The sequence below is a fragment of the Olleya sp. Hel_I_94 genome (assembly GCF_007827365.1).
Taxonomy (GTDB): Bacteria; Bacteroidota; Bacteroidia; order Flavobacteriales; family Flavobacteriaceae; genus Olleya.
Genome location: NZ_VISI01000002.1, coordinates 772,133 through 790,220 on the forward strand (window position 1 = coordinate 772,133; position 18,088 = coordinate 790,220).

Below are 18,088 nucleotides of genomic sequence, written 5' to 3' on the forward strand. Positions count from 1 at the left end.
AGTTTAAAATTATTTGATAATATTTTGCTAACATTGATTGTGACACCTCATTATTACTTATTTTTACTTGCTTAACAAAAAAATCAATAAAAATGGCTAAAATAACATTAGGAGGCACTCCTGTTGAAACTATAGGACAATTACCAAAAATCGGAGAAAAAGCTCCAGATTTTACTTTAACACTTAGCGACTTATCGATTCAAAAATTATCGGACTTTGAAGGCCATAAAGTGGTATTAAACATTTTTCCGAGTGTAGATACTGGTACATGCGCAACTTCTGTAAGATCATTTAATAAAGAAGCTGCTGAGATGGATAATACTAAAGTACTTTGTATCTCTAGAGATTTACCATTTGCTCAAGCACGTTTTTGTGGTGCAGAAGGTATTGATAACGTTATGATGTTATCTGATTTTAAAACGGGACAATTTGGTAAAGATTATGGTTTAGAATTTGCATCTGGTCCTTTTGAAGGGTTACACTCTAGATGTGTTGTGGTTTTAGATGAAAATGGAATTGTACAATATACAGAGCAAGTACAAGAAGTGGCTGACGAGCCTAATTATAAAGCGTCACTTTACGCATTATTAGATGAGTAAAAAAGAACCATTTATAATTAATCGTTTAAAAAGTGTTGGGTATGCCTTTAAAGGCATGCTCTTACTTTTAAAAACAGAAGCCAGTATACAAATACAATTTTGTATTGCTATTATTGTTACTATCACTGGTTTTGTTTTAAACATCACCTCTACCGAGTGGATTATGCAATGCTTTGCAATAGGCTTGGTCATGAGTGTAGAAGGTGTAAATACTGCTATTGAGGCTATTGCAGATTTTATACATCCAGAACATCACGAAAAAATTGGTTTTATTAAAGACATTGCTGCAGGTGCTGTTTTTATGGCATCCATAGCTGCTACAATCATTGGTTTGATTATTTATATCCCAAAGCTATTTTAAACAATTATCCATTAGGATAAACGTTAACTATTTGTATTTTTACGCAAATTAAACCCAAAAATGGCGAAAGCAAAAAAACAAACTAAAACAAAAAAGAAAGTCGGTTTAAAAAAACCTGACTTAACCCTAACTAGTCAGCAAAAACTAGTCTTAGGTAGCTTTTTAATAATTTTAGGTGTCTTGTTTTTTATATCCTTTTTATCCTATTTATTTACAGGTAAAATTGACCAAAGTGCCTTAACCGAATTTTCTTCTAGAGAGGTAGAAACCCAAAATTGGTTAAGTAAACTAGGTGCTTGGATTAGCGATCTATTTATCCAACGTGGTTTTGGTATAGCAGCTTTTATATTTTCTGGTCTTACCTTTTTGTCAGGAGTCTACGTGCTTACTGACTTAAACAAATCTAAATTACGTAAACATTGGTTTTGGGGCATTTTAGTTGTTATTTGGTTTTCAGTTTTATTCGGCTTTTTTGCTCATAAAAATGATGTATTAAGCGGAACCATTGGTTTTGAAATTAATAGCTTTTTCCAAGATTATATTGGTAAAATTGGAACTATATTATTATTAGCTTTTGCTTTTATTAGCTATTTAGCCATTCGTTTTAAATTTACACCACAACGTATAGCAGCTATCTTTAAAAATGCTAGAAAGAATATTAAGGACGATTTTAAAGATGATTTTGTTCCTGTAGATAATTCGTATTCAGACGAAGCTGAAGCTATGAAGTCTGCTTTTGAAGTAGATAAAAAAGTTGAACCTACAATTTCAAACCATTCAAAAATAGAAACCACAAATAATATAGAACTAACGCAAGAAGTTAGTACGCCTGAGGTCTCTTCAAAAGAAATAAAAACAGAAATAACAACGCCTGAGATTGAAATAGAAGAACCTCAAGTAGAAATTGAGGTAGAATCTGTTACAGAAGAAATATCAGAAACTGATAATCTTGCCAATAAGTTAGTAGAAGATTTTGGGCAGTTTGATCCTACTTTAGAATTGGGTAAATTTCAATTTCCGCCTTTAGACTTACTTAAAAAGTATGATAACGAAGGCGTTACAATCAACCAAGAAGAATTAGAAGAAAATAAAAACCGAATTGTTGACACTTTAAATAATTACAAAATTGGAATTGCTAGTATTAAAGCTACCATTGGACCAACAGTCACGTTATATGAAATTGTTCCGGAAGCTGGAATCAGAATTTCAAAAATCAAAAATTTAGAAGATGACATTGCTTTATCATTGTCTGCTTTAGGTATACGTATTATTGCACCAATTCCTGGAAAAGGAACCATTGGTATTGAAGTGCCTAATAAAAATGCAACCATCGTTTCCATGCGCTCTGTAATTGCATCTCAAAAATTTCAGAAAACCGAAATGCATTTACCAATAGCAATTGGTAAAACAATTAGTAATGAAACTTTAGTCATTGACTTGGCTAAAATGCCACACTTACTAATGGCTGGAGCAACAGGTCAAGGTAAATCGGTAGGTTTAAATGCTGTATTAACATCGTTATTATACAAAAAGCATCCTGCTGAAGTCAAGTTTGTTTTAGTCGATCCAAAAAAGGTAGAATTAACCTTATTTAATAAGATAGAACGACACTATTTAGCAAAACTTCCGGATGAAGCTGAAGCTATTATAACAGACAATACCAAAGTAATTCACACGTTAAACTCGCTGTGTATAGAAATGGATAATCGTTACGAAATGCTTAAAAACGCACTGTGTCGTAACATTGTTGAATATAACACCAAGTTTAAAGCGCGTAAATTAAATCCAAACGAAGGTCATGCTTACCTACCCTATATTGTATTAGTAGTCGATGAGTTTGCAGATTTAATTATGACCGCAGGAAAAGAGGTAGAAACACCTGTTGCACGTTTAGCACAATTAGCTCGTGCAATTGGGATTCACTTAATTATTGCAACTCAACGTCCTTCTGTAAACGTTATTACAGGTATAATTAAAGCTAACTTCCCAGCACGTATTGCTTTTAGAGTATCTAGTAAAATAGACTCTAGAACCATTTTAGATGCAGGTGGAGCAGATCAATTAATTGGACGTGGAGACATGTTATATACACAAGGTAATGATATGATACGTATCCAATGTGCTTTTGTTGACACTCCAGAAGTTGAAAAAATTGTAGATTTTATTGGTAATCAAAAAGCTTATCCAGATGCTTATTTATTACCAGAGTATGTTGGTGAAGAAAGTGGCACAAGTCTTGATATAGATATATCTGAGAGAGATGTTTTATTTAAAGATGCTGCCGAAATTATTGTGACAGCTCAACAAGGGTCTGCTTCTTTACTACAACGTAAATTAAAATTAGGTTACAATCGTGCAGGTCGTTTAATTGACCAATTAGAAGCAGCAGGAATTGTAGGTGGATTTGAAGGTAGTAAAGCAAGACAGGTTTTAGTTGTAGATTTAGTAGCTCTTGATCAACTATTAGAAAACGAAAAAAAATAAATTACACTTAAAATGAAAAAATTATTAGTATTATTTTTATTAGCTACAAGTAGCATTTTTGCGCAGGATGACCAAGCAAATAAACTGCTAAACGAAGTTTCAAACAAAGCTAAAAGTTACAACAATATTTCTATTGCTTTTAAATACGTTTTAGAAAATACTGAAGAAAACATAAAACAAGAAACCAAAGGTGACGTTGTCATGGAAGGTGATAAATACCGTTTAAATATTTTAGGTATTACGCGTATTTATGATGGTCAAAACATTTATAGTATAAGTCCAGAAGATGAAGAGGTTACTGTATCTAAAGGAAGTGATCAAGATGAAAGCACGATTACACCTAGTAAAATGTTAACGTTTTACAAGGAAGGTTTTACTTTTAAAATGGATATTGTACAAGATGTTAATGGTAGAAAAATCCAATACATTAAACTAACACCAATGGATTCTAATTCCGAAATTAAATATGTTTTGTTAGGTATTGATACTAAGACGAAGCACATCTATAGATTAATAGAAGTTGGAAATAACGGAACAAAAACAACTTTGACTGTTAATTCTTTTAAAACTAATGAGACTTTATCAAAATCCTTATTTACCTTTGACAAAAATAAATTTAAGGACTATTACATCAATAAACTGGATTAATTCTAAGTGAAAATATTAGATAGGTACATATTAACTACATATCTTAAAACCTTTATCAGCGTGTTTGTAATACTCATGCTGATTTTTGTTTTACAGGCTATATGGCTATACATTAAAGAGTTAGCAGGAAAAGACTTAGACATTGTTACCGTCTTAAAGTTTTTAATGTATATCACTCCAACCCTTATTCCGTTAATTTTACCGCTTACAATTTTGTTAGCATCCATTATGGTTTTTGGTGATTTTGCTGAAAACTATGAGTTTGCTGCAATGAAGTCTACAGGGATTTCATTACAACGTGCCATGTCTGGATTAGGTCTATTTATTGTAGGCTTAGGTGTATTAACCTTCTTTTTTAGTAATAATGTAATTCCGTGGGCAGAATACAACAGTTTTAATTTAAGAAGAAACATTGCCAATGTAAAACCTGCAATGATTATTGCTGAAGGTCAATTTAACGATATTGGTGATGCTTTTAATATTAAAGTTGAAGAAAAGTCTGGTAAAAATGGTAAATTTCTTAAAGGTATAACCATACATAAAAAAGGTTCCAGTCGCATGTCAGGTAACTTTACCACAATTGTTGCAGACCATGGAGAATTGGCAAGCCAAGAAGATTCAAACGTGCTTAATTTAGTTTTGTATGATGGATATTATTATGATGATACACCACCTAGAAAAGCTGAAGAAAGAAATAAAAAACCATTTAGTAAAGCCGAGTTTAAAAAACACGTTTTGGCAATTGACTTGTCCGAATTAAATAATATTGATTTAGATGAAAAAAATGTAGAAAACAAATATACGATGCTTAACGTATCAGAGTTAAATTACACCATAGACTCGCTTAAAACAGAACGTAATGGCGTGGTTAGTGAGTTTTCCAACACCATATATAATAGGACTAATTTACCAACTTTAAATTTGACCATCAAATCCATAAAAGATAGTATTTATGGTGGAGATATTTTAGACATATTTAATACCAAACGTAAAATACAAGTATTAGATTATGCGGTTAATAGCGTATCTAGTACTCAACAAATATTAAAATCTAAGACCACAGCTTTACAAATAAAGAACTCCAATATTTATAAACATGGTATACAATTACACAAAAAATTTGCGTTAGGTATAGCCTGCATTATTCTATTTTTTGTTGGAGCTCCTTTAGGTGCCTTAATACGTAAAGGAGGTTTAGGATTACCAATGGTTATTGCTATAGTCTTGTTTTTAAGTTATCACTTTATAGGTTTATTTGCCGAAAACAGTGCTAAAAACGGAAAACTAAACCCTGTACTCTCTGCTTGGTTTTCAACGTTAATCATGTTACCATTAAGTATATTTTTGACTAAACGCGCTACTCAGGATAGAGGTATTTTTGAATTCGATCATATTACAGTTCCTATTAAAAATTGGTACAATGCCAAATTTGGTAAAACTAAAATTACAGCTGATACATTAAGCTCTGATACAATCTATCTACCAGAAACTGAAAAAGCTAGCTATAAAACATTATCAACACTTAGTATTACTTTTTACATAATTAGTGTTGCTCTATTTATTTTATACTTTGTATTTAAAAACAACAAATTACCAGTTGTAGCTTTAGCTGGAATACAGATAAGTTTAATTTCATTTTTTGTATTTTTATTTAATTATATAAAATCAACTTTAAGCTTTAATAAGTTACACAGCCTAATTTCTGATAAAAAAGAACCTCTAATACAAACCATTATAGGTATAGTTATTTATCCTTTAATATATATATTAAGAGTTCAAAAACTTACTATTGGAACAGATTATAATATCTTACCAAATAGCACAACAGAAGACATAGCAACCACTACTCCAATTACCTTGGAAGCTAGTGATATTAAAAATTATAAAATATTATCTAAATTAAGTTACGTGTTTTTTACAATCGCGTTAGTATTATTTATTTTGTTTTTTGTGTTTAAAAACAACAAGCTTCCTGTATTCTCACAAGCTAGTATTCAGATAAGTGCAATTTCATTTCTAGTGTTTCTTTTTAATTATATTAAAGCAACCTTTGAATACAAAAAACTACTTAAAATAATAGTAGTAAAAGACAACCCACTAGTTACCATTTTAGGAACTGTTTTTTACCCTTACACGCATTACTTTAGAACTCAAAAACTAGACACTTAGTTATACTAACTAAGAAATATGCAATATCTTTGCAGTACAACACAAATGTTATGATTACTACAAACACAGAACGACAAACTTCTTTTCAATTAAATACAATAGAAGAAGCAATTCAAGATATAAAAGCAGGAAAGGTTATTATCGTAGTCGATGATGAAGACAGAGAAAATGAAGGTGATTTTTTAGCTGCTGCAGAATTAGTTACGCCAGAAATGATCAATTTTATGGCTACGCATGGTAGAGGATTAATTTGCACACCCTTAACAGAACATAGATGTGAAGAGTTAGATTTACATATGATGGTTACTAACAATACCGATCATATGGAAACTGCCTTTACAGTATCTGTAGATTTAAAAGGAAATGGAGTAACCACAGGAATATCTGCAGGTGACAGAGCAAAAACCGTACTATCATTAACTAATCCTGACACTAAACCTTTTGATTTAGCACGACCAGGACATATCTTTCCTTTAGTAGCAAAAGAAGGTGGTGTTTTAAGACGAACAGGTCATACGGAAGCTGCTATAGATTTTGCAAGATTAGCAGGCTTACAACCTGCTGGAGTTATTGTAGAAATCATGAACGAAGATGGTACTATGGCTCGCTTACCTCAACTAATTGAAGTTGCTAAAAAGTTTGATTTAAAACTAGTATCCATTGAGGACCTAATTGCCTATAGAATGGATCATGATTCTTTAATTGCTAAAAAAGAAGATTTTCAGATTGAAACTAGATTTGGTAGTTTTAGATTAAGAGCTTACCAACAAACTACAAATAACCAAGTACATATCGCTTTAACTAAAGGTGATTGGACTAGTGAAGATACCGTTTTAACACGAGTTAATTCTACCTTAGTAAATAACGATATATTAGGCACGTTAACCAATAACGCAGACGAGAAATTAGATGATATGTTTCGTGTAATTAATGACGAAGGTCGTGGAGCTATATTATTTATAAACCAACAAGCAGAATCTATGAATTTACTACAACGCTTGACTGTTTTAAAAAGCGCGCAAAAGCCAAACACTGTTGCTAAAGCTCCTGCTATTGCAATGGATAGTAAAGACTTTGGAATTGGAGCACAAATTTTACATGATTTAAATATTCATAAATTAAAATTAATATCTAACTCTCAGCAAACAAAACGTGTTGGTATGATTGGTTATGGTTTAGAAATTATAGAATATGTAGGTTATTAATTAATAACTTTATTACAATAAAAAAAGCTCCAATTATTTATTAATTGGAGCTTTTTTTTAGATGTTATTTTACTACTTATAACCTATAAAAGTATCTTGTGCATCTAATACATTTTTGACATAGGTTTTAAATTCTGGATAGTCAGCAGCTTGAATACGTTTCATTGAAGGCTTTGATTTGATTTCAACCTTTAATTGATTAGCCTTTAACTTACTATAAGTTATGCTATAGGAATGGTCTTTAAAAGTTAGACTAACATTCTCAGGAATTTCAGTAAAAGACTGATCGGCTTGGATATTAACAATATAATCTACTTGGTAAACATCCATGTTTTCGTATAATGTATAATCAATTACATGCTCACGTTTTTCTAAACTAACAATACTATTGGTATAAGGATTAGATACCATTGGTAATTGCAACACATTAGTAGATCCTATTTTATTTATTTTTTTATTTAATGTCATATCTGATGTATATTTAATCAACATATCATCATTAAGTCTTTCTATATTATTCACACTATTTAATGTAAAATCATCTGATAATCTATTATCATAATCTTCGTAAACAGATTTTTTAACAACCTCTGCATTTGGCTCTGCAAATACACTAGAATAATAAGAATTAATATGACCACTATATTCTGAGTCTATTACCATACCAATTTTTGAATTATCGATATTTAATGTAACTATGTTTTTAGAGACCGCTTGCTCTCTTGATAAATTATTCAATTTAAATAAATCATACGTTTTAGTATCATTTCTATCCAAAGGAATCTCTAAAGCTGTAGCACCTCTTAACGATGTTGGTAAAGATTTATATGGTAAATACTTATCTGTTAATTCTAAAAACTGATCTTTTCCATCAATTTTAACTTTTGCAATACAGTGATTAAAATCTGTACTTGGCAATACTAAACTGTTATAACCGTAATCTGAGGTTAACACAAGTACTAAATTAGCATCTAACTCGGCTTTTTTAGCCAACGTTACATATAAAGTAGAAAAGTCTTTACAATCTCCTAAATTAGTTTTGATGGTTTTAGATGGTTTTTGTGGCACAAATCCACTTTGTCTAAAACTAACATAACTATAGGTAAAATTATTACGTATATAATTGTAGATAATTTTAGCACGTTGGTCTTCTGATAAATGCTTGTAACCTTCCGGAAATAATGCATCAAATGTATCTTGTACAGTCGCGTTAACTTCCATAACACTTCTAACTAGGTCAGAATACCATATAGAAATTTCGTTCCAACTATCTATTGTACTAAAGTGAACATACTCTGCAACATCACTATCACTTGGCATATAGTCTTCACCTTGTGGTAATCCTGGATTATTTAAAATAGTCCATTCGTATAATTTAGAATCGCCTTTAGTTGTTATTTTAGGTTGTGTATTACCGTTAACACTTTTATAATTTAATTTATAATCTTTTGGCGCAATTACTTTAACTGAAGAAGAGGCAGTAGGATGAAAAGAACCTAACATAAAACGGTCAGAATACGTTTTGTAAAAACGACCAGACTTAGAAAACGAATATTCGTAATCTAAATAAATTACATCACCAATTGACAATCCGTTAAATACTAAGCTAGATCCACTTTTATCTGCTGGCACGATGCTTTTATCTTGTTTAACAATTTCTGATTTATTAATATTATATGTTCCGCTTAAACCTAAATCATATTCTTTAAAACGTTCTACTCCATTGTCTGAAGTAATTTCGTAGATAAAAACAGATCTATAATTACCACCACCTTCACTATACAACTCTACAGTGCTATTATCATGTAATATATTAAAACCATAATTATTGGTTAAAATCTTACCTCTAGTGTCCGTAATTAATCCGTAAGCATCTTCTGTTACTAAATCTTTTAAAACGTTATTTTCGTTATTTAAATCTTTTAATTTTTTTCTTAGGGATTTATCGTTGCTATTGTGAGCCAATGATGCTTGATACGCAGTAATTGCCTTTTGTTTATCTATTTGAAGTAAAGCATCCCCTTTTAACTCTTGAAAAACAAACGAATCTGGAAAATTTGATAATCCTTGATCAATATATTTTAAAGATTCTTTATGTTTTTGATATTGATGTAATTTATTAATAATTGATCTTAAGTAATAATTATCTGTCCCTAGATATTCAATCTCATTGGTCAGCATATCCATGACTTTATCTTTTTGATTGCGTCTATCGTAATAAGACACTAGCTGTCTAACTAAAGCTAAGTCAAAGGTGCTTTTTTCTAAATCTTCTAATATACTAATTGTCTTATTTTCCTCTTCAAACAATGACGCATATAAAGGTGCATAACGTAATACTAACTTAGTATTACCATCTGCCATCTTCATTAACTTATCTAGGTTTTTTTTGACTTTAGCTTTATTTTCCTGACGTGCATTGTAGATAAAATCTGCAGTTTCGTGCATGATTTCTAAATCAATAGTTTTTTTAAGTTTCTCAAGGTATTCTTCTAACTCAGTAAGACTCATTCTAGTCAACTCGTCAAATAACATAACTTTTAATAAAACTGGTAGATAATAGGAGTCGTCATCCAGTTCCATATTTTTATTAATTTCTTGTATGCTAGTATAATCTTCTTCTAAAGAATACACAGAAATCATTAATTTTCTTAACAAACTACTTTTTGGATATTGCTCTAAAAATGGTTGTATTACTTTTTTAGCTTCTTCATATTTAGAGTTTCTTAAATATGTTTTTACTAAACAATAGGCATTAAAAAAGTTATTTGGGTTTTGATCAAGTTTGTTTAAAAAATAAGCTTCAAAACTATTAGTAATTGGTTTTGCATTTAGTTGACTTATAGTACTTTTATTATAATCAGCATAGCTTGCAGTATCTTTTAGATTAGTATTATGTGAGCCATCTAAATTTAATGGACTAACTATAAAGTAGCTACCATAATCACTCTCTGCAGTTTTTATTAACAACCTATTATTACCTTTAGGAAACGTTACTTTGACTTGATATGCATCTAGGTCTGTAACGACGTCTTGTTTGTTTTCAAAAATAACTACATCATTTAACCATAATTTAAAAGCAGATCCGCTTCCTATACGTAAAATTACTGTTTCGTCTTGTGATGCAGTAACAAATGTTTGCGCATAATTAACACCAGAGCCATATTCTTCGTGATTTGTAAAAAACTGATAAGCCTCTTCTTGGTTTTTTGCTGTGTACCAATTAACAAAACCATTACTTTCTGCATCAAAAGGCGCATCACTATTAGCGTTTGTTTCTGGACCATATACACGATCAAGACCACTTTTATTTAAGTTTTCAAAAACACCACAATACTGCCAATGTCTAAATGATGGTATATTGTTCATTTTAGAATTATATGTCTTCCACTCTTTACTGTCTCTTGCTAAAACAGACTCTAGGTAAATTATAGCATCTTTGATAGTGCTATGTGTGGGATTTTTTTTGGCAACGCTTCGAATTGCTCCTATATTTTTGCTATTAAAACCAGTTTCTAGATACGTATTAAATAAATAATTTTCATTCCAAAGTGCATATAAGTAATACTGATAATCTGCATCATTTAAAAATGCAGGCAAAAAATCTTTATTGGTTCTAAATTGACCATTCTCTACCCTAAGCATTTCATTAACAATAAGATTTTGAATAGTATTGTCATTAACATTCTTTAATGTTTCAGTAGCAGAAACACGATTATTACTTAATAACTCTTGCCAAAATTGATCATAATTATCTTGGGCTAAAGCCGAATAAAAGCTTAGCAAAATAAATAGTATAGCGAATTTTTTCATTTAGTGGTTGGTTTAAGGGATTGTGATAATAAATTAAAGATTATAGTGATTGTTTTATAGCGTCTACCATAAGTTGAGCACGCTCACGGACTTGTTGTTCTGTCCAAGATAGCTTTATCAAACAAGATATGTTTCTGCCAATAAAGTGATCTGAAGCATCAAATGTTTTAGTTTGTAAGTACGCTAAACCATTTTTAACGTCGTTAGATACTGGATACAAGGTTTTAATATCTTTTAAATGCTCCCATTTTCTAATATAATGCCAATTATTATCATAATAATGAAAACAAGCATCAACACCTCTTTCTTTAAAAGTAGAAGCTACTTTTCTGGCAGTATCTAAATTAGGTAAGAAAAAGTTTAAAAACGCGTAACTTTCTTCTCCTCCTTCTGGTACTGTTCTAAAAGTCACCTCAGGAAACACAGCCAGTGCTTCCCTTAATATTGTGTAGTTTTTTTTCTGAATAGCGATAAAATCCTTTAAACGTCTTATTTGAGCCAATCCTACTGCTGCATTAAGTTCTGATATTCTGAAGTTATACCCTAAATATGGGTGTAATTCGGCTCCTCTATCACTACCAATATGATCGTGACCATGGTCGGTAAACAAATCAGCGTTTTTAGCATATTGTGCATTATTAGTAACCACTGCTCCACCTTCTCCACAAGTTATTGTTTTTACAAAATCAAAACTAAAACATCCTAAGTCACCATAAGTACCAAGATATTTTCCTTTATAAGTTCCTCCAATAGCTTGACAAGCATCTTCGATTAGCTTAAGATTGTGATCTTTAGCTATAGCCATCAAAGCATCTAAATTAGCCATGCTACCGCACATGTGTACTGGCATTATAGCTTTAGTCTTGCTGGTAATTGCTTTAGATACAGCTTCAGGGTTAAGGGTTAGGGTATCGTCAATATCTACCAAAACAGGGATTGCGCCTAACATCATAATAGCTTCAAAACTAGCAACAAACGTAAAGCAAGGCATAATAACTTCATCTCCTGCTCCAATACCAGCTAGCGCTAACGCAACAGATACAGCAGCTGTACCATTGGTAACTAATTGTGCGTGATTAACTTCTAATGTATGTTGAATTTCGTTTTCTAAAGATTGTGCTTTGTAATGTCCATTTCTCATGGCATCAAAACCATAGCGCATCAAAACACCATTATCTAAAACATCCTCTACTTCTTTTCTCTCTAAAGCTCCAAAGCTTTCAAATCCTGGCATCTGTATAATATTTGTTAATATTCCAAATCTAACAGAAAATAAGCAATAAAAAAAACGTCTAAAAATTAATTTAGACGCTTTAATAACTATAGATGGTATTTATTATGCTAGTAGTTTTCTAAAATAGATTCAATAAAAGCAAAATGTCTGTCTGTTTCACGTAAAAAGGTATAACCAGATAATTCGCCTATAATATTTAATTGATCGTTTAATGCTACTAAATTTGGATAACCTCCATTGGTATTGTATTTACTAACCACAGTATTGTTTTTCTTTTGTTGTTCTTCAGAAATTATATCTGTACGTCTTGGCATATCAATCATAACTAACACAAACTGTTCTGCTTTTTCTTCAAAAGCTTCTGTATTAAAAAAGTCTTTTTTCAACATCTTGCAAGGTGCACACCAATCACTACCTGTAAAATAAATTAATATTGGTTTTTTAGATGAAATAGCCTCAGTCTTTGCTTCGTTTAAATCCGTCAACCAATTTAAGTTTGACATGTCTTCGTCTTCTTCTTGAGCAGAAACAGTGAAAGAGATACATAAGGCAAATAAAAATATTAATTTTTTCATATTGTGTGTGTTAAGCTTTACAAAAATATTCTTTTTACTGAAATAACAATAATCTTGCCACGAAATTCTATTTCCAAATAATTACACTTTCTTCAATAGGTTTTCTAACTTTTTTAAGTTTAGACATAAAATCATCTTCAGCCCTATATCCTATTGGCATAATAAGGACAGATTTTAAATTTAACTTTTCTAACTTTAAAATAGCATCATAATCTTTAGTCGAAAACCCTTCCATAGGACAAGCATCTATATTTAATAACGCACAAACCGTCATTAAATTTCCTAAAGCTAAATAAGCTTGTTTAGTGGCCCAAGTTTCTTTATCAATTTGAGTTTTAGCATCAAAATCCTGAACTAAAAAATTTTTAAATGGATCCAAAATCTCATTAGGAGTGTTTCTAATTTCTTTAACTCTATTAAAATAATCTAAAACAAAAGGTGTATCCATTTTTGAATCAATGCAAAACACAAATAAATGAGAAGCTTCTTGCACCTGTTTTTGATTAAATGATAAAGGCAATAATTGCTTTTGTAAAGTTTTATCTTTTATAACTAATAACTTTATTGGTTGAAGACCGTACGATGTTGCAGTTAAATTAAACGCTTCTGTTAAAATTTTAATATCACTTTCTGCAATTATTTTTTTTGAATCAAAACTTTTGGTGGCATATCTCCAGTTAAGTTGTTCAATTATATCCATAATATCCTTTTTTAAGCAAAAATAAAGCTTATCAATCATGCAAAACACATAAAACCCTATAGATTTTTAAATAATGTAAGATTTAATTACTTGTTATCATATTGATAAACAACTTTTTAAAAAATAATGCATTTTTTATTTGAAAATAACTAAAATCATATCTATATTTGCACTCGCAATTGGAGGATATCCAATGAGACACTCAAGGAGAATTGGCAGAGTGGTCGAATGCGGCAGTCTTGAAAACTGTTGAGGGTCACACCTCCGGGGGTTCGAATCCCTCATTCTCCGCAAAAGCCTTACATTTTATGTAAGGCTTTTTTATTATATCAACTTTTGATTTTATCAATTACACAGAGATCTATATTATTTTAAAAAACCTTTTATCCTTATTTACTTATGGTTATTGATATATTTATTACTCCTATTTTGATTTAAATTGTTTAATAGCTTCTTTAAAAAATGATATAGTATCATTTTTATTTACGTCCAACAATTCTAAAATTGCACCAGTAAAATCTTCAGTTCTCCACTCTCCTATTGTTAATTCAAAAAAATTATAAGGTTTAATTATTTTATCATTTTTATATCCAGAGATATAAAAATAGTGGGTTTTAGATACATTATCAGGAATTGCTAGTCCTAAACCAATGGTTAAATTAGTATCTGGTATCTTTGCATGTATACCAGTATCAAAATGATGAGGCCATACTCTGCAAGGTGCTTCCAATTTATAATCTGCTTTTATACTTTCAATAACTTTTTCTGCCATTACACGTTGAGCTGTCAATGTTTTAAGACGATCTAAATTAGACAATTTAAAAGTGTAACTTGCGTCTATACTATATGGCAACGTATAATGAAACTTATAGGTATACAACTTATTAAGATTGCTTTTAGACATATCCGAAAGCCACTTCAGGATAGTGCTATGCGAGACACCATCCAAACTAAAACTTGTTTTACCTTTTTTAGACTTCCATACTAATGCGAAGTTGTCGTAATCTAAACCTAAGACATCGTCGTTTATAGAAAGTGAATGCGTATATAAACACTTATCTGTTATACTAAATCCAAAATTTGTGTGACTGTCGTCGTCTTTCTTTTCAAGAAAACTAATTCCAGCTGCAGCTAAATACTGAGCTGCCAAATGCATTTGATCATCCATAATAAGTTGTTTTTGATATTATAATTAAGTCTTTAAATTAGTGTATTTAAGCATTAATAATTTAATTATTACATTAAAATTTTCTTAAATAAGCTTATTAATACAACATACTTAAAAGTTGTGAAAAAAAATGTGATGAAAATATTAGACTTAATACTTTATAAAAACCATCCTATTTATGCTATTAGATTTTGACACAAAAAAAGCCATAACATCTATTCTGTTATGGCTTTTTAAAATTATAAGTTTTGACATTACTCCCAAAACCCTTCAATCTCTTCTAGAGATTTACCTTTAGTTTCTGGTATAAATTTATAGGTTACGTACACTATAATTAATATAAAAGCAATAAATATAAAATAAGGTAAAGAGCCATTCCATGGAGCACTGTTATTAGTCTCGCTTCCCATAACCATTGGAAAAGATTGAGAAACCACATAATTTGCAGCCCATTGTGCTGCTACTGCTACTGACATAGCCACGCTACGTATTTTATTTGGAAACATCTCTGACAATAATACCCAAACAACAGGTCCCATTGATAAAGCAAAAGATGCAATAAAAACTAAAACACCAATTAATGATAACATACCAACACTTTCTTGTTGTAATGTAACTCCTAATAGCAAAAATCCAATTATCATCCCTATTGACCCTATGTACAGTAAAGGTTTACGTCCAAATTTATCTACCGTAAACATAGCTACAAAAGTAAAGACTAAATTGACAAAGGCTAATAATATTTGTTGTGCTAAAACATCTTCTTTTCCAAAACCTAAGGCTTTTTCAAAAATATCTGCACCATAATATAACACTGCATTTATACCTGTAAATTGTTGCAACATTGACAAAGCAGTACCTATTGCTATGATTATTAATATAGCTTTAGTAAAATAACTAACCTTAATACCATCGTTATTTTGGTTTAAAGATTTTTTAATTTGTAACATCTCTTTAGACGCTACTTCGGCATCATTAATTTGCTCTAATACAATTAATGCCTCTTTATCTTTTCCTTTTAAAGCTAACCATCTTGGACTTTTAGGCACAAAAAATAATAGTATTAAAAATAAGCCACTTGGTATTAACTCTGACCAAAACATACGACGCCATCCAAATTCTATGTTTTCGGCTACTGTTAAATTGTTTCCTATATAATAAGTTGCTAAAAACACTACAAAAAAGCCTATAACTATCGCTAATTGATAATACGTAACCATACGACCTCTTATATTTGAAGGTGCAATTTCTGCTATATACATTGGTGCATTCATAGATGCTACACCTATACCTAATCCTCCTAAAATTCTAAAAAACACTAGCATACTAACTGATTGTGGAAAAATTTCTGGTAAGCCAGAACCATATGCTGATAGTGTAAATAATAATGCCGAAATAATTAAAGACCATTTTCTACCTATTTTTATACTTAATGGTCCTGCTACTATTGCTCCAACAAAGCAACCTAATAGTGCACTACCAACAACCCATCCTTTTAAAGCATCGCTTAATTGAAAATGTTCTGTAAGATAATATTGAGCGCCATTTATAACACCTGTATCATAACCAAATAATAAACCTCCTAATGCTGATACAGCTGCAATAAGAAGTAAGAAAACACTTTTTTTCATTTAAATAATTTTTGTTAGCCAATAAATATACTATTAAATTGATAATAAATTCAACATGTTTGGTTTTTGTATGGTTAGTATTTTTTAATTGTAAGCAATATGTTATTAAAGTAATCTTAACAGATTATGTTATGTGATGAATATCATGTTTTAATGTATAGATTTTAAGTAATTTTATAGTAAACTTATTATTATGAATACAAATATCAAGTATTATCAAAGTAAAAATGAATTTAGATTATTTGTTAAACAATCACATTCTGATCTTCTTCAATTTAAAAATGAAGGTGACAAAGACGCCTTTAATAATTTAGTTTTAAAAATATTACCTGTTTTACGGAATTATATTAATAGACAACTTAATGTGTACATTAGTCAAGGACATTTTTCCAAAGGAAAATATAAAGGTGATGATATAATAGATCAACTTTTTATAGAAATTTACGATCATATTGAAGACGTTAAACATGAAAAAGACTTTTATGCTTGGTTATACTTAAAAGTTGATCAAATAATGGAAGATATTAAAGTTGAAGAAGAATTTAATGACTTCTTTTTTAAAAATATTGATACCTATTCTAAACCTGAATGGGATGCTATGGAAGAAAAATATACTAAGGATGCAGATGGTGATTTATTGCTAATTGAAGAGTTGTCTGATAGCTCTTACAATCATAATGACTACGAATTAAAACCTATTTTTATTGAAGAGAATGAAGTCGATTTTATTAATAAAATTGATAAGCATTTAAAACAAGATGAAGCAAAAAAACATACAGCTTTTGTTGTTGGAAATTTACCAAATGCAATGCGTCAAGTTTTTGAGCTATTTACTAATGAGCATTTATCCTTTGAAGAGATTGCAGTAGTTAGAAAATTATCTATAACTGAAGTTAAAAAATTATTTAACGATGCTAAAAAAGCTTTACAAATTAGCTTATTTAATAGGTATTTAAATAATTAATCAGATTTTAATTTTAAAAAAAAAGAGCTATAAATAAATAGCTCTTTTTTTAAATTCTATTATAATATTAGGCTTTAAAGTCTAATCTTTTTTTTCCTGTTATAGACTCTATATTAATTAAAAACACAGCAGGAATATCATCCTTATAAATTTTACTAGAAAAATCACTTATAAAGTTAGCTTTACTATGTTCTTTTTCTAAAATAATATCCTTTATTCCCAAAGAAAATTTATGCAAATAGGCTTTAGCATCACTACCAAAGTGTTGTTCAAATTTACCGTGTACTAATACAGATTTCCAATTAGTAACATTTTCTACATCAGAAACTAACATTGACACTGTTGGATTTTTACGCATAGCATTCATTTTATGACCATCTCCAGAGTAACATATAATTGCATGCTTTTCTTTGTCAAAAAAATAGGTTATTGGGATTACAAACGGAGTATTGTTATATATATAACCTATTTGTCCAATATAATTGTTTTCTAAAATGTATTCTATTTCTTTTTCTTCTAGATTTTTAAACATAATGC

The 18,088-nt window shown here is 30.1% G+C and carries 14 protein-coding genes and 1 tRNA gene; 8 read left to right on the forward strand and 7 right to left on the reverse strand.

The window, feature by feature from the left end; genetic code table 11:
* Nucleotides 1–92: 92 nt before the first annotated feature.
* From tpx to ribB, 6 genes are read left to right on the forward strand one after another with little or no spacing between them, the layout of a single operon-like run.
* Nucleotides 93–599: a thiol peroxidase gene (gene tpx / locus JM82_RS06495; RefSeq protein WP_145001906.1), complete on the forward strand. Its 507-nt coding sequence runs from the start codon at nucleotides 93–95 to the stop codon at nucleotides 597–599.
* Complete coding sequence (locus tag JM82_RS06500; protein WP_145001907.1) at nucleotides 592–960, forward strand: diacylglycerol kinase; 369 nt, start codon at nucleotides 592–594, stop codon at nucleotides 958–960. Before tpx ends, JM82_RS06500 begins: the two co-directional genes overlap by 8 nt.
* Nucleotides 961–1,020: 60 nt before the next feature.
* Complete coding sequence (locus tag JM82_RS06505; protein WP_145001908.1) at nucleotides 1,021–3,444, forward strand: DNA translocase FtsK; 2,424 nt, start codon at nucleotides 1,021–1,023, stop codon at nucleotides 3,442–3,444.
* Between the two features lie 12 nt (nucleotides 3,445–3,456).
* Nucleotides 3,457–4,092 carry a LolA family protein gene (locus tag JM82_RS06510; RefSeq protein ID WP_145001909.1) on the forward strand — a complete coding sequence of 212 codons (636 nt, stop codon included), beginning with the start codon at nucleotides 3,457–3,459 and terminating at the stop codon, nucleotides 4,090–4,092.
* A 6-nt stretch (nucleotides 4,093–4,098) separates the two neighbouring features.
* Nucleotides 4,099–6,261 (forward strand): LptF/LptG family permease, encoded by a 2,163-nt coding sequence (locus JM82_RS06515; protein WP_145001910.1) that lies wholly within the window; start codon nucleotides 4,099–4,101, stop codon nucleotides 6,259–6,261.
* A gap of 50 nt (nucleotides 6,262–6,311) precedes the next feature.
* Complete coding sequence (gene ribB / locus JM82_RS06520; protein WP_145001911.1) at nucleotides 6,312–7,466, forward strand: 3,4-dihydroxy-2-butanone-4-phosphate synthase; 1,155 nt, start codon at nucleotides 6,312–6,314, stop codon at nucleotides 7,464–7,466.
* Nucleotides 7,467–7,538: 72 nt separating this feature from the next.
* Here the strand turns inward: ribB and JM82_RS06525 are convergent, their stop codons facing one another.
* The 4 genes from JM82_RS06525 to JM82_RS06540 all read right to left on the reverse strand — a co-directional run bounded on the left by JM82_RS06525 (nucleotide 7,539) and on the right by JM82_RS06540 (nucleotide 13,788).
* Entirely contained in the window at nucleotides 7,539–11,279 is a 3,741-nt protein-coding gene (locus JM82_RS06525) for a DUF3857 domain-containing protein (protein WP_145001912.1), read from the reverse strand.
* Nucleotides 11,280–11,319: 40 nt separating this feature from the next.
* A complete protein-coding gene (locus JM82_RS06530; protein WP_145001913.1) occupies nucleotides 11,320–12,513 on the reverse strand; it encodes a DegT/DnrJ/EryC1/StrS family aminotransferase in 1,194 nt (397 codons plus the stop codon).
* Between the two features lie 107 nt (nucleotides 12,514–12,620).
* Nucleotides 12,621–13,088, reverse strand: coding sequence for a thioredoxin family protein (locus JM82_RS06535; RefSeq protein WP_145001914.1), 468 nt, complete (start codon nucleotides 13,086–13,088; stop codon nucleotides 12,621–12,623).
* Nucleotides 13,089–13,155: 67 nt separating this feature from the next.
* Nucleotides 13,156–13,788, reverse strand: a complete 633-nt coding sequence (locus JM82_RS06540; RefSeq protein WP_145001915.1) for an NAD(P)H-dependent oxidoreductase — start codon at nucleotides 13,786–13,788, stop codon at nucleotides 13,156–13,158.
* Between the two features lie 206 nt (nucleotides 13,789–13,994).
* Here JM82_RS06540 and JM82_RS06545 point away from each other — a divergent pair.
* Nucleotides 13,995–14,079, forward strand: a tRNA-Ser gene (locus tag JM82_RS06545).
* Nucleotides 14,080–14,212: 133 nt separating this feature from the next.
* Here the strand turns inward: JM82_RS06545 and JM82_RS06550 are convergent.
* Together JM82_RS06550 and JM82_RS06555 are read right to left on the reverse strand one after the other, a co-directional pair.
* Nucleotides 14,213–14,956 (reverse strand): hypothetical protein, encoded by a 744-nt coding sequence (locus JM82_RS06550; protein WP_145001916.1) that lies wholly within the window; start codon nucleotides 14,954–14,956, stop codon nucleotides 14,213–14,215.
* 254 nt (nucleotides 14,957–15,210) lie between these two features.
* Nucleotides 15,211–16,587 (reverse strand): sugar porter family MFS transporter, encoded by a 1,377-nt coding sequence (locus JM82_RS06555; protein ID WP_145001917.1) that lies wholly within the window; start codon nucleotides 16,585–16,587, stop codon nucleotides 15,211–15,213.
* A gap of 193 nt (nucleotides 16,588–16,780) precedes the next feature.
* Here JM82_RS06555 and JM82_RS06560 point away from each other — a divergent pair, with 193 nt between their 5' ends.
* Nucleotides 16,781–17,551, forward strand: coding sequence for an RNA polymerase sigma factor (locus tag JM82_RS06560; RefSeq protein WP_145001918.1), 771 nt, complete (start codon nucleotides 16,781–16,783; stop codon nucleotides 17,549–17,551).
* Nucleotides 17,552–17,618: 67 nt separating this feature from the next.
* Here the strand turns inward: JM82_RS06560 and JM82_RS06565 are convergent, their stop codons facing one another.
* A complete protein-coding gene (locus JM82_RS06565) occupies nucleotides 17,619–18,083 on the reverse strand; it encodes a pyridoxamine 5'-phosphate oxidase family protein (protein WP_145001919.1) in 465 nt (154 codons plus the stop codon).
* Nucleotides 18,084–18,088: the final 5 nt, after the last annotated feature.